General features: G+C 42.8%; 13 protein-coding genes. 8 read left to right on the top strand and 5 right to left on the bottom strand.

What is annotated here, in order from left to right; translation table 11 throughout:
- The first annotated feature begins 27 nt into the window (after positions 1 to 27).
- Both F824_RS0104370 and F824_RS0104365 read left to right on the top strand, forming a co-directional pair.
- Positions 28 to 1,098, top strand: coding sequence for a DUF3810 domain-containing protein (locus F824_RS0104370; RefSeq protein ID WP_019596644.1), 1,071 nt, complete (start codon positions 28 to 30; stop codon positions 1,096 to 1,098).
- Between the two features lie 105 nt (positions 1,099 to 1,203).
- Positions 1,204 to 2,100: a peptidoglycan DD-metalloendopeptidase family protein gene (locus tag F824_RS0104365; RefSeq protein WP_019596643.1), complete on the top strand. Its 897-nt coding sequence runs from the start codon at positions 1,204 to 1,206 to the stop codon at positions 2,098 to 2,100.
- Positions 2,101 to 2,381: 281 nt separating this feature from the next.
- Here F824_RS0104365 and F824_RS0104355 read toward each other — a convergent pair whose 3' ends face one another.
- A complete protein-coding gene (locus F824_RS0104355) occupies positions 2,382 to 3,281 on the bottom strand; it encodes a DMT family transporter (RefSeq protein WP_019596641.1) in 900 nt (299 codons plus the stop codon).
- 126 nt (positions 3,282 to 3,407) lie between these two features.
- Positions 3,408 to 4,397: a tRNA dihydrouridine synthase DusB gene (dusB, locus tag F824_RS0104350; protein WP_026333491.1), complete on the bottom strand. Its 990-nt coding sequence runs from the start codon at positions 4,395 to 4,397 to the stop codon at positions 3,408 to 3,410.
- Between the two features lie 37 nt (positions 4,398 to 4,434).
- On the opposite strand from dusB, the gene F824_RS0104345 reads away from it, so the two are divergent.
- The 5 genes from F824_RS0104345 to F824_RS0104325 all read left to right on the top strand — a co-directional run bounded on the left by F824_RS0104345 (position 4,435) and on the right by F824_RS0104325 (position 8,509).
- Complete coding sequence (locus tag F824_RS0104345; protein WP_026333490.1) at positions 4,435 to 5,394, top strand: CPBP family intramembrane glutamic endopeptidase; 960 nt, start codon at positions 4,435 to 4,437, stop codon at positions 5,392 to 5,394.
- Entirely contained in the window at positions 5,369 to 5,575 is a 207-nt protein-coding gene (locus tag F824_RS0104340) for a putative signal transducing protein (RefSeq protein WP_019596638.1), read from the top strand. The genes F824_RS0104345 and F824_RS0104340 overlap by 26 nt, the downstream gene beginning before the upstream one ends.
- Complete coding sequence (locus F824_RS0104335) at positions 5,559 to 6,416, top strand: phosphatidate cytidylyltransferase (protein ID WP_019596637.1); 858 nt, start codon at positions 5,559 to 5,561, stop codon at positions 6,414 to 6,416. The genes F824_RS0104340 and F824_RS0104335 overlap by 17 nt, the downstream gene beginning before the upstream one ends.
- A 75-nt stretch (positions 6,417 to 6,491) precedes the next feature.
- Positions 6,492 to 7,769, top strand: a complete 1,278-nt coding sequence (locus F824_RS0104330; protein WP_019596636.1) for a Glu/Leu/Phe/Val family dehydrogenase — start codon at positions 6,492 to 6,494, stop codon at positions 7,767 to 7,769.
- A 74-nt stretch (positions 7,770 to 7,843) separates the two neighbouring features.
- A complete protein-coding gene (locus F824_RS0104325; protein ID WP_019596635.1) occupies positions 7,844 to 8,509 on the top strand; it encodes a phosphatidylserine decarboxylase family protein in 666 nt (221 codons plus the stop codon).
- A 165-nt stretch (positions 8,510 to 8,674) separates the two neighbouring features.
- On the opposite strand, the gene F824_RS0104320 is transcribed toward F824_RS0104325, so the two are convergent.
- The 3 genes from F824_RS0104320 to F824_RS0104310 form a co-directional block, all read right to left on the bottom strand.
- Positions 8,675 to 9,130 (bottom strand): hypothetical protein, encoded by a 456-nt coding sequence (locus tag F824_RS0104320; RefSeq protein WP_019596634.1) that lies wholly within the window; start codon positions 9,128 to 9,130, stop codon positions 8,675 to 8,677.
- A 235-nt stretch (positions 9,131 to 9,365) separates the two neighbouring features.
- Positions 9,366 to 9,740, bottom strand: a complete 375-nt coding sequence (locus F824_RS0104315) for a hypothetical protein (protein WP_026333489.1) — start codon at positions 9,738 to 9,740, stop codon at positions 9,366 to 9,368.
- Between the two features lie 170 nt (positions 9,741 to 9,910).
- Positions 9,911 to 12,091: a S9 family peptidase gene (locus F824_RS0104310; protein ID WP_019596632.1), complete on the bottom strand. Its 2,181-nt coding sequence runs from the start codon at positions 12,089 to 12,091 to the stop codon at positions 9,911 to 9,913.
- Between the two features lie 323 nt (positions 12,092 to 12,414).
- Here F824_RS0104310 and F824_RS0104305 point away from each other — a divergent pair, with 323 nt between their 5' ends.
- Entirely contained in the window at positions 12,415 to 13,401 is a 987-nt protein-coding gene (locus tag F824_RS0104305) for a D-alanine--D-alanine ligase (RefSeq protein ID WP_019596631.1), read from the top strand.
- Positions 13,402 to 13,483: the final 82 nt, after the last annotated feature.

Raw genomic sequence — 13,483 nt, 5'->3', positions numbered from 1 at the left:
AACCTCAAATAAACCCTCACCACCACAATGCTCAAAGGGAATTGGACATGGACCCTCTTGGGGCTGATCAGTCTGTTGATTCGGTATTTAACTGTTCAAAACCCCATAAAAACAGAGGCAATCTACTCAAGGACCATTTTTCCGGGCGTCAGAAACCTGATTGACAAAACCATCTCCCAGCTTCCTTTTGCCACAGTGTATCTATTCGTTGCCTCCATTTTCATTTTTTTTGGGATTTTCATTTATCATTTCAGAAAAAAGCAAGGTTGGAAAAACAAGTTGGGACATTCCATCCGTTCCCTCTTCAATTATCTTGGGGCTTTGGTTTTTTTCTTTTTGGTGCTTTGGGGATACAATTACCAAAGGATACCGATCTTTCAGCAAATCGGGATGAAACCGGTTCCGCTCAATGAGGAACAGCTGATCAGAGAAATTGAACTGACCAGGAATATCCTCAACCAGCTCCGCTACAATATCGAAGAAGATACCGTGCCGATTGGACAGACCATGGAATACGATGACCTTGAAAAATTGGTTCGGGCAAACATGCGCGAAAACATGTTCCTTTTGGGATTGAATTTTACGGGTGAACCCAGAACGAAACAATTTTATCCAGCTGGTTTTATGCGGAGAATGGGAATTCTGGGAATTTATTTCCCCTTTACCGGAGAAAGCTATATCGACCCCTCCTTGCATCCCCTGGAAAAACCCTTCACCATCGCCCACGAAATGGCGCACAGCTATGGTGTAACGGACGAGGGAGAAGCCAATTTTATAGGCTGGGTCATTTGCTCCAATAGCGATCACCCCTTGTTGCAGTATTCGGGGCAGCTGAGACTCCTTCGGTATCAGATGAACGACCTCTACAGAATGTCCAAGGAATTGTATACGCATTTTTACAAAACGCTTCCAAGAGGCATCCGAAATGATTTGGTCTCAATAAATGAAACGGGACAACAGTATAAGCCCATTTCATTGGAAATCAGCAGAAAATCCAATGATATTTTCCTAAAAGCACAGGGGGTAAAAGCGGGAGTCAACAGTTACCAACAATTGCCCATGCTGGCTTTTGCATGGAGAAATAGCCTTAACGAGTAATGGTTTTAATTTTTTTTGCACCAATAAATAATAAATTAGTCAAATTGTTTTTGTGTTTCAAAAAGATGGCCTTAATTTAAAGTTAAAATCAAAACTCTTTCGGTCATGCGTTTTTTTCTAATCCCCCTGTTTTCGGTCATCTTTAGCTTTTCCGCCTTTTCCCAAGTGAATACAACATCCGAATATGATAAGGATGGCAATGTGTTGATCTACGCAGAAAATCCCGATGTGATTCCCTATTCGCTGAAAATTGAATTCAAATCCCTGACAAACCTGATCCCTTCCTCGGGGATGGCTTCCTTTGCAGTTGCCAGCCCGGGAAGAAGTCAAGTCGCCAAGCTTAGAAAACAGGATCCAAATCAAAGTACCACCGTTAAATTTGCCACCACCATCTACAAAGGGAATTTTCTCGCCAAAAACAAGGAAGAAATCCCTTCCCTTCTCCCCGTGGACAAGGGAGTGGAAGTGACCGTTTACAACATGACCCATTTGGAAAACAGCTTAAAATTTGAAAAAACCAACGAAAGTTATGTTGGGATTTCCATTCATTTTGAGTCACCTACATTGATTTGCGCGCCAAGAAAAGGCGTCGTGAGTCAAATAAAGGAGGATGAGGAACTGAAAGGCACAAGCTACACCTTCAGTGCTTTGGACAACTTCATCGAACTCTACCATGAGGACGGTACCTTTACCAAACTTGTGGTGCTTAAGGCAGGTTCTGTCAAGGTAAAAATTGGAGAAACGGTATTTCCCGGTGATGTTTTGGCAGAATCCTCAGGAGAGAAATATGAATCCGGAAGACATGTTAGAATGATCCAAACCAGGCTGGAAAAGAATAATGAGGGATTGACAATGAAAACGATCCAGACCAAATTCTATGATGAAAGCCTTGGTTCCATAGTCACAGAAACGGGCACAAAAATCACCGCCGTACATCCAGGAGCAATGGTCACCAAAGAAATGAGTAAAAAAGAACTCAAAAAACACCAAGAATCAAATTAACCCCATATGGCCATTGGCTTTTTCTTCCTTTGGAATCGGCTTAGTTTGATCACTTTTAAAAAGAATATAATTGCCAAAAACAGTTGGGGATTTTAACTTATTTTGATTTTATAGTATTGATAGTCAAATACTTAATCCTAATTTTTTATTACTGATTGAAATTCGTTTCCGTAGCTATTGTTTTTTTATGAGTTCTTCAAAAAAAGATGTCGGAGCTGCACATTTATTCATCGAAAAAACCAAAAAAAAGGAAGGCTTCAAATGAATTTTTCCTTTTGTCCTTACCTTTTGTTCCCCACCCAAACCCCGACAATCACGGCTGCAATTCCAAAATAATGGCCAAGCAGAAGCACTTCTCCGTCCAATAAGCCCCAGAATATGGCGACGATAGGGATCAGGTAAGTCACAGAACTGGCAAAAACCGGTGTAGCGACCTTTACCATCACATTGAAAAGAATCAGCGCAATGGCCGTCCCCAGTATCCCGAGAAGCATGATGTAAGAAGCTGCCGTCCAAGCGCCTTCCACATGCACCAATTTGAATGAAAATTGGGTGAAAGCGAACAAGTAAATCAAGGCAGCTGGCAAGACCATCAGCAATGAAATGGCCGTAATCGCCACAGGTTTCAATGCAACAAATCGGTATTTGATGATATTCAGGTTGATGCCGTAACAAACGCAGGCCAAAAGCACAAAAAAAGCATAGGAATTGATGGATCCAAAACCCTCAAAACCCGCTCCTTCCTTTACCATCAGCAGGATGACCACACCGACAAAGGCAATCAACAAGCCCACCATGTTCCTGGACGTTATTCTCGCCTTGAAAAACAAGGCTCCGATAATCACCACAAATAAGGGCGTCATGGCATTGAATACCCCCGTCAATGAGCTGCTCAACTGTGTTTGGGCTTTTGCAAACAAAAATGCGGGAATAAAACTCCCCACCAGTCCAACGATGATCAGGTTTTTGACTTGCCTTTTGTTCAGCTGCTTTAATCTGGGAATAGAGAGTGGGATCAAAACCATTCCCGCCGCCACAATCCTAAAAGCACCGACTTCTCCCGGCGAAAAGATTTCAAGACCTCTCTTTATCAAAATAAAGGAACTTCCCCAAATCAAGGCCAATACGATCAGAAATCCCCAGGCTTTCAGGGCACTTTCCTGCTGCAAATCTTTTGTCATTTGTTAGACCATGTGTTCGTTGACCCGGTCAAATAGAGCTGAGTCTATGAAAGGGGTGATTTTAAGAATAATTTGTGCATCTAAATGTGGTTTTTCCGGTAGGGCAAAGAATCCTACCGGAATTCCCTAAAACTCATAATCCGCATACACCTCCGCTACCTGATCGAGAACGGCACAAACATGCTGATAGGTTTCTGCCGTAACCATCTCGGCCCGGAATGGCTTGAAATTGGGCATTCCTCTGAAATAGTTGGTATAATGCCTTCTCATTTCCAAAATTCCCTGTTTTTCCCCTTTCCACTGTACGGAGAAATCAAGATGCTTTTTGGTCACACGGATGCGCTGCTCCAGATCTGGTGCGGCTAATTTTTCTCCGGTGGCGAAGTAATGCTTGATTTCATTGAAAATCCAGGGATATCCAATGGATGCCCTACCGATCATCATGCCGTCTACATTGTATTTGTCCCGATATTCCTTTGCCTTTTCGGGACTGTCAATGTCACCGTTGCCAAAAACAGGAATGTGAAGCCTTGGGTTTGCTTTCACCAAATTCAGGTAGGACCAATCGGCCTCACCCTTGTACATCTGTTGTCTGGTTCTGGCGTGGATGCTGATGGCCTGGATGCCAACATCCTGAAGCCGCTCTGCCACTTCCACAATCCTGATGGTATCTTGGGACCATCCCAGGCGGGTTTTGACCGTTACCGGGATATTGACTGCTTTCACAATCTCGGCAGTCATCGCAACCATTTTGTCGATATCCAAAAGGATTCCAGCTCCAGCGCCTTTACAGGCCACTTTATTTACAGGACAGCCGTAATTGATGTCCAGAATATCCGGGCGCGCAGCTTCTACAATTGCTGCTGCTTCCCGCATGGATTGGATTTCATTTCCAAAAATCTGAATGCCCACAGGCCGTTCATATTCAAAAATATCGAGTTTTTGAATGCTTTTTGCCGCATCGCGGATAAGACCTTCGGAACTGATAAATTCCGTGTACATCAAGTCTGCACCATTCTCCTTACAAACGGCTCTGAAGGGAGGATCGCTTACATCCTCCATCGGCGCAAGCAGCAGGGGAAATTCCCCCAATTCTAAGTTTCCTATTTTTACCACTACTGAATTATAATTTTCGTGTAAATTTACCGCAATTATGGAGATATATAAAACACAATCCACAATTGCCTCGAGAAGTAATTGGCTTTTATCGATAATCGTGATTGTTTTGATCACGATTGGGGTAATGATCGTCATGCAAGGCATTGGAATCTTACTGATCAATCCCCTTTTTTCCATTCCCTTGGATGAAATGGTTTCCCTGTTCACGGGGGAGAGTCAACACCCCAATGGGCGAATGGCCTTTCTCTTTGCTCAGGGATTAGGCGGCGGATTGGCCTTTTTTCTTGCAGCCTTGGTGATTATCAAATGGGTGGACAAAGCCGATATTGAATGGAAACAACAAATTTACAACTTTAGGTTCACGGGTTTGGGATTGACACTCTTGGTGATGGTTGGCGGAGTCCTATTCAATGCTCTTTTGATTGACTGGAATGCCAATGTCAAATTCCCGGAAATGCTGAGTGGTCTGGAGCAAGTGTTAAAGGAAAAAGAGGAGATGGCCATGGGGATGACAAAATTCCTGACGGATTTTGATAATGTTGGGGAATTTTTGATGGGCTTGTTGGTCATTGGCCTATTGGCGGGTTTGGGAGAAGAATTTCTCTTTCGCGGCGTATTGCAACCAAAACTGCATCTGTACACCGGAAACGCCCATATTGGCATCTGGCTGACCGCCTTGATTTTTTCTGCAATCCATTTACAGTTCTATGGTTTTTTTCCAAGAATGCTTTTGGGAGCAATTTTCGGATATTTGTATCTGTACTCTGGAAGCCTTATTTATCCGATTGCCGCACACATAATGAACAATGCTTTTACGGTTATCTTGGTTTATTTAAATAAATTGGGTAAAGTTAACTTTGATATCGAGGAAACGGATCAGGTTTCCATATCTTTCGCCCTGCTGGGCTTATTGATCATGATCCTGGGCATCAAAGTTTTTAAGGAAAAAAACCAACAGCAAAGAGACAATGAAAAATTGGCAGAAGGTATTTGAAAACGGATCCCCGGTGAGGGCTGAGATCGTCAAGGGGGTCTTGGAGGAACATGGAATCAATGCAGTCATCATCAATAAAAAAGAATCAGTCTACCAAATTCATGGCCAATATGAAGTAATGGTACCCAATGACAATTCACTTATGGCCATTAACATCATACAGCATGAGATCACCTTTTAAACTAAGGTCAAGGTTCAACATCAACAACTACAGCAATCTTGGCCAAAGGGTAATCACAGCATTGATTGGCGCAAGTATCATCATCATCGGTTCACTTTACAGTGAATGGGCGTATTTTATTATTTTCGGATTGCTTTTGGGGTTTTCCCAGATGGAATTTTACAAACTTTCGGGCCTTGATGGCATGTTGCCATTGAGGAGTTTCGGTACATTCTTAGGCCTGACGATTTTCACCCTTTCATTTTTTATTGAAATCGGACATTTGGGAAATAAATTCTACTTTCTGATATTCCCCTTGGCCTCCTTGATTTTCTTCATCAAGCTTTATCGGAAATCTGACAAAAAACCATTTACGGGAATCGCCTACACCTTTTTGGGCATCTTCTATGTCTCCGTTCCCTTTTCACTCCTGAATGTATCCGCCTTTGCCGTTGATGGGACGTTTCACTATGAAGTCATCATTGGATCGCTTCTGATCTTATGGGCAAGTGACTCCGGTGCCTACTTTGCGGGAACGAAATTTGGAAAGACAAAATTGTTCGAAAGGGTTTCCCCCAAAAAATCCTGGGAGGGTTTTTTGGGAGGTGCAGCCACTGCGTTTTTGATGGCTTTTATCCTTTCCAACTATTTCAATTCCCTGGAATCTTGGCAATGGTACGTCATCACAGGAATTATCATCATTGCAGGTACTTATGGAGATCTGATAGAATCGCTTTTTAAGCGCAGCATCGAGATCAAAGATTCCGGAAAGGCCTTGCCTGGGCACGGTGGATTTATGGATCGTTTTGACGGATTGCTATTATCTGCCCCATTTATTGCCGCATTTTTGAAAATCTTTTAAAAATGCCTATACCCTATTAAAAATCTCATTAATATTGTATTGTAATTGATTCAATCAACTAAATGACCCCCAAATATGGCTTACATTGAACCGGCTCCTATTAAGGACAAAGAAAATCCTTTGGAGTCAATGATGGAAAGGTTTAACCTTGCAGCTGAAAAACTAGGCCTCTCTGATGAGGTTTACAACGTGCTGAAAAATCCCGCCAAACAAGTAATCGTATCGCTTCCCATTACCATGGACAATGGAAAAATCCAGGTATTTGAAGGCATCCGTGTGATTCACTCCAATATTTTGGGCCCTGCGAAGGGTGGAATCCGCTTTGCTCCAGATGTTCACTTGGATGAGGTAAGGGCATTGGCCGCATGGATGACTTGGAAATGTGCTGTCGTGGATATTCCTTTCGGAGGTGGTAAAGGTGGTGTTAAATGCAATCCCCGCGAAATGTCCGCAGGTGAAATTGAGCGGCTCGTCCGCGCCTATACCCTGTCGATGCTGGATGTTTTCGGTCCGGACAAGGATATCCCTGCTCCAGACATGGGGACAGGTCCACGGGAGATGGCATGGCTGATGGATGAATACTCCAAAGCCCATGGAATGACCGTGAATGCGGTGGTGACAGGTAAACCGCTTGTTTTGGGTGGTTCTTTGGGAAGAACCGAAGCCACCGGACGTGGAGTGATGGTGTCCACACTTGCAGCCATGCAAAAACTAAAAATCAATCCTTTTCAAGCCACTTGCGCAGTGCAGGGTTTTGGAAATGTGGGTTCTTGGGCATCCTTGCTTTTGGAAGAAAGAGGCTTGAAAATCGTTGCGATCTCCGATATTTCCGGTGCTTATTTCAATGCGGCTGGGATCAATATCCAGGAAGCCATTGCCTACCGAGATGGCAACAGAGGTACGCTTGAAGGATTCACCGGAGCAGACAAACTCAATGATCCAATGGAATTGTTGGAATTGGATGTGGACGTTTTGGTCCCTGCAGCGGTAGAAGATGTGATCACCATCCACAATGTGGACAGGATCAAGGCAAAACTTATCGTAGAAGGCGCCAACGGGCCAACTTCCGCAAAGGCAGATGCCATCATCAATGAAAAAGGTATCATGGCAGTGCCGGATATTCTGGCCAATGCAGGCGGCGTGACAGTCTCTTATTTCGAATGGGTACAAAACCGATTGGGATACAAATGGACTGCAGAAAGAGTCAACAGAAGGTCTGACAGGATCATGAAAGACGCTTTTGACAATGTTTATGCTACAGCGGTCAAATATGAAGTGCCTTTACGGATAGCAGCATACATCGTAGCCATCGATAAAGTGGCCAAGACTTATACCTACCGTGGAGGTTTCTAATCCCTGAAATAAGAAAGTTTATTATATTTGAGGTGTGGAAGCGATTTCCACACCTTTTAAATTTTTACCCCAACATGACAATTCACAAAGAAGGAAGGAAATTATTGTTCTGGATGTTGATTATACTGACAGGATTAAACTTAGCCCTACACCAGTTTTTGCCGGAGCAGGAAATGCTCTTGAATTTCAGCCTGCTTGTCAGCGTAATCCTTTATCTATTGGTTTTGCAATTTTTTAGAAACCCATATATCCCTTTGCCCAATGATGAGAACCTTGTCTATGCACCTGCAGATGGCAAAGTCGTGGTCATCGAGGAAACCATGGAATCGGAATACCTGAATGAGAGAAGGAAACAAGTTTCCATCTTCATGTCCCCTATAAACGTTCACGTCAACAGGTCTCCCATTTCCGGAGTGGTAGAATATTTCAAATACCATCCCGGGAAATATCTGGTGGCTTGGCACCCAAAATCCAGTTTCGAAAATGAACGTACCACCATGGTCATCCAAAACAAGGATGGTGTGAAACTTTTGGTCAGACAGATCGCTGGCGCAGTGGCCCGTCGAATCAAGTGGTATGTGAAAGAAGGCAGTCCCGTCATTCAGGGAGGAGAATTTGGCTTTATCAAGTTTGGCTCGCGTGTGGATGTATTTCTCCCGCTGGATGCTGAAATACTCGTGAAGATCGACGACAAAACCAAGGGTGCATTTACGCCGATTGCAAGGCTTAAAAGGCCATAAATTATAGGGTCTTCCAGTCTTTTGTGCTTCCTATAATTCCATGGAAATCGCACCTTAAAAGAAAAACCTTCCTAAAATGCCAAACGGATTTTAGGAAGGTTTTTCTTTTTTTCTTTATCCCTAATTCCAGAATTGACTTAAGCTTGAAGGGCTTTCTTTTTCTTATTATTTCCTTTTGAAAAATTTATATCCCAAGACAACAGTGCTTAGGAAAAATATCAAGGTGGTCCATTCATAAACCCTTTTATCGGATTTTTTCTCATTCACCACTTCCTCTTTTTCAGTCAATGCCCTTTTCAACTGGGTGATTTCCCTTTCCTGCTTTTGTGAAATGAATTTGTAGTCATTTTTCTCATAGGTGATTTCCGTTTTTTCGATCTCACTCATCAACTTCAATTCATCCATGATTTGGTTGTCCTTTTGAATGATCCGCTCCATCCAGTCATTCGTTTCCACCATGTCTTTTTTGGTTCGGTTGCCGAAAATCCCTGTTTTCTTGTTTTCTGAGGTTCTCCACTGTTGATGCAGGCTGTTTCTTTCGTTTACCATTTTGTCAAGTTTGGCTTGGGCAAAAAGACATAACGGCGAAAAAAGCATGAAAACCAATATTAATTTTTTCATTAAAGCGTTGTTTGTTTCGTGAATTTTGAAATTTCAAATAATGTGCCAATATACGAAGACAAAAACACTTAAATCCGAAATATGCATAGGCTACTCAATCGGGTTTAAACCACAAGAAAATCAGACCAATGGTAAACAAGGAATAGAACCGATATGGTGAAGTCAAAAACAATTGTCAAAGACTGATGAATACGCAATTTCAGACTGAAATGGAGTTGATCATGCAAAACACGGGTTAAAGCTTGAATTTTTTGCCGAATTTTTTCCTAAAAGTCCCCCTCCTCCTTTTGTTGTTGGTATAGAAATTATAAAAGAAATTCAAGGCAAAAACGGTGATCGTCAGGGGAATGAAAAATGAGGGCAACATCGTTTTGATTCCCAGAAGGATCAACAGTCCAGCAATCACCCCGATTTTTAAAGTCGTATGGCTATCGGGATAAATTTTACCCACCAAATAAAGACTCAAGATTTCAATGAAAGTCACCAAGATGATCAAATAGGTGAGCATGTCGCGCATGGTCGTATCGCCCGCCCACACCACCCAGGAAAGCCCTGCCGCCACGATGATCAAACTCAGGGATTGTATGGATGCATTCAGTTTCTCTCTCATAATGGCTGCTTTTTGGGGTTTTAAATTGAAATAAGATAGGGATTTTAAGCAAAAAAACAAAAAAGCAAGATCCCCGTGAAATGGATCTTGCCTTTTTTTGTTGCATTTGGAGAGGTCATAGCCTCGCAAAACGAATCACTGTATTTTTTAAATTCCTAACTGTAAATTATTTACAGCTTCCTTTTAATAAAGTCAGTCATCAAAGAATACAAATGCCAAGTGGTGTTTCCACCGTAAATCCCATGGTTCTTGTTGGGATAAAACATGGTTTCAAACTGCTTGTCGGCCTTGATAAGCGCATCGACCAAGTCAACAGAATTCTGGAAATGAACATTGTCATCCCCCGTTCCGTGGATCAAAAGGAAATTTCCTTTCAGTTTATTGACATGGGTGATCGGACTGTTGTCGTCATAACCCGCAGCATTGAGCTGTGGCGTTTGCAAGAAGCGCTCCGTGTAAACCGTGTCATAATATCTCCAAGTGGTCACCGGTGCTACTGCAATGGCTGTCTTGAACACATCATTGCCGATCATCAAGGCCAATGAGGACATGTATCCACCATAAGACCAACCCCAAATACCGATCCTTGTTTGGTCCACAAAAGGCAATCCTCCCAAATATTTGGCACCGGCTATCTGATCCTCGGTTTCATACTTGCCCAGATTGGCGTAGGTCACATGTTTGAAATCCCTACCTCTTCCCCCAGTGCCTCTATTGTCCACACAGACCACAATGTAGCCTTCGGATGCCAAATGCTGATGCCAAAAATCCCGGGTTCCTCCCCAGGAATTGTTGACGTTTTGCGAACCCGGTCCACCATAAACATACATCAGGACCGGATATTTTTTACCCTCGTCAAAATCTGCCGGTTTGATCATGTAGCCGTTCAAGGAGGTTCCGTCTACGGTATTGAATTTAAAAAACTCCTTTTGCGTGATTTCGAAATTTTCAAGCGACGTTTGAAGTGCCGCATTGTCTTCCAATCCCTTCAGAAGCTTCCCCGAGGAATCATGAAGCGTCACCTGCAAAGGCGTGCTGGAATTTGAAAAATTGGCAATGAAATATTTGAAATCCTTGCTCATGTTGACCGAATAGGTCCCTTTTTCTGGCGTCAGCATTTTTTTGCCCTTTCCATCCAAGTTGATGACAAAAAGATTCCTTTCCATCGGAGAAACCTCGGTAGACATAAAGTATATTTTCTTTCCCTTTTCATCGATCCCGACCAGATTGGTCACTTCCCAATCTCCGGTGGTGATTTGTCGAATCAACTTCCCTTGGTTGTCATGGTGGTAGATATGCTTGTAGCCATCCTTCTCTGAAGTTCTGATAAAGCCTTTGTTGCCCTCCAAGAATCGAAGGTCATCATTGTAATCCAAATCCACATAGGTCTCTGATTTGTCTTCAAGTATCAATTTGGTCTCTCCTGTTTCTCCATTCGCATAGAGCAGGTCAATTTGATTTTGAAGCCTGTTGACGCGCAAGAATGCGAGCGTATTGGCATCCCCTGTCCAATAAATCCGTGGCAGATAAATGTCTATTTCACTTCCAGCATCCACCTTAACGGTTTTTTGCGAGGACAATTCATACACGTGGATGCTTACCTCTGCATTCTTCTCCCCGGCTTTTGGATATTTGAATTTATAATCTTCAGGATACAATTTCCCCCAAGTCTGCATGTTGAATTCGGGAACATCGGTTTCATCAAATCGGATAAAAGCGATTTTCTTTCCGTCTGGAGACCAATCAAACGCCTGTGACATGGAAAATTCCTCTTCATAAACCCAGTCTGCCGATCCATTGATGATATGGTTCCACTTTCCATCAGTCGTGATTTGCGTAAGCTGATTGTTTGCCAAGGCAAGCATATAAAGGTTGTTGTCCTTCACAAAGGCAACCTTATCGTTGTCGGGAGAAAGGGTGGCATGCATGATTTTCTCGCCATCCATGAGTTTTTGCGCTTGACCTGTCTTGAGATCCACCACATGGTAAACTCCTTTGCTGGATCGCCTGTAAATGCTTTCCACTTCGGAACCGATCAAGGCTTTAGTCTCATCGGGATTGAAGGAATAACTGGAAAAATCCACGCGTAGGGCAGCACCATCAATCAAAACTCCTGATTCAGCACCGGTGGCCACATTGATTTTGACGACCTTTGGACCTGCTGTACCACGTTGCAAGGAACTGTAATATTGCCCGTCTTTCATCCAGTTGATCCCATAGACGGATTTTTGGCTAAAAGCATTGGACTTGAATACGTCGGCTAAGGCGACTTTCTTTTTTTCTTGGGCAATCGAGTTGTTGACAAGCAACAGGCCCAGCAACAATGCTGAGAATATCTTTAATTTATTCATGAATAAATGGGTTTTATTTCCAATGCTAAAGTTAAATAAATTGATCAAACGGAAATGTTCTTTTTGATAAATGGAAGCATAGGTTCACAACATTTCCTTACGTTAGACAGGTAGAGATTTCGGGGAATTGAAAAATAAACAAACTCTAGGAATGCCTGATTTTCAATCGTTTTGCAATGCTCACCCCTAACAAAACCAATTCCACATATAAGGAGAAAGATTCAAAAATGAACTCAATCCTTTGTCTTTTGAAAATTTCCCGATCATTCTTTGATAAATTAAGCTGATTTTTATGTAATTCGTGGTGTCAACCCCTGAGCGCTATGAAGAAAAAAATTGCCTTGGTCACCGGAGGATATACCGGTGAATCCGTCATTTCCCTTAAAAGTGCTACGGAAGTAGCGAAAAGCCTTGATCGGGAAAAGTACACTGTTTTTAAGATTTTGATTTATCCAGGGGATTGGTACCACGAAACCGAATCCGGCGAAAAAATATCCGTCGATCTCAATGACTTTTCCATTCTCCTGAATGACCAAAAAATCACCTTCGATGGCGTGTTCAACATTCTCCACGGATCTCCTGGGGAAGATGGAAAGCTTGCCGGTTATTTTGACATGATCGGAATCCCGTACACCACCTGCGATGCCCTTACTTCTGCAATTACCATGAATAAGGGGTATACAAAGGCGATTGTACAGGATATCCCTGAACTTTATGTGGCAAAATCCCTGCAACTTTTCGAGAATACCGGAGAAAACACCGCTAAAATCCTGAAGGAATTGAGACTCCCGCTTTTTGTCAAACCCAACAATGGTGGCAGCAGTATCGGAATGAGTAAGGTCAAAAATCCCGAGGAACTTCAGGAAGCGCTGGACAAGGCCTTTGCGGAAGACAATCAAGTCTTGGTGGAGGAATTTGTTTCCGGAAGGGAATTCTCCATCGGGGTGTTCAAAGCCGCAGGGACAACAACAGTTTTACCCGCCACTGAGATCGTAAGTTCTAAGGAGTTTTTTGACTTTGAAGCCAAATATACACCGGGCATCACGGAAGAAATCACGCCGGGAAGAATGTCTGAAGAGGAAGTAGAGCGCGTCAAAAGAGTCGTAGCCACAGTTTACCAAAAACTCAATTGCAAAGGAGCCGTCAGGGTGGATTACTTCTTGGAATTCGAAACCAACAAATTCTACTTTATAGAAATCAACACGGTTCCCGGGCAGACTGAAACCAGTTTGATCACCCAGCAAGTCAGGGCAATAGGCATGGAAATCAAGGATTTTTATACCGCATTGATCGAGGAAATGTTTCATTGAAGGCACATTTGAAAAAGTCTCCGTCCCAAAAATGCAATTCCATTAAAACAAAAAAGCGACTCCTGAGAGTCGCTTTTTTGTT

Origin of the sequence: Rhodonellum psychrophilum GCM71 = DSM 17998 (assembly GCF_000381545.1) — a bacterium.
Lineage (GTDB): Bacteria > Bacteroidota > Bacteroidia > Cytophagales > Cyclobacteriaceae > Rhodonellum > Rhodonellum psychrophilum.
This window is presented reverse-complemented; position numbering and strand designations above follow the sequence as displayed.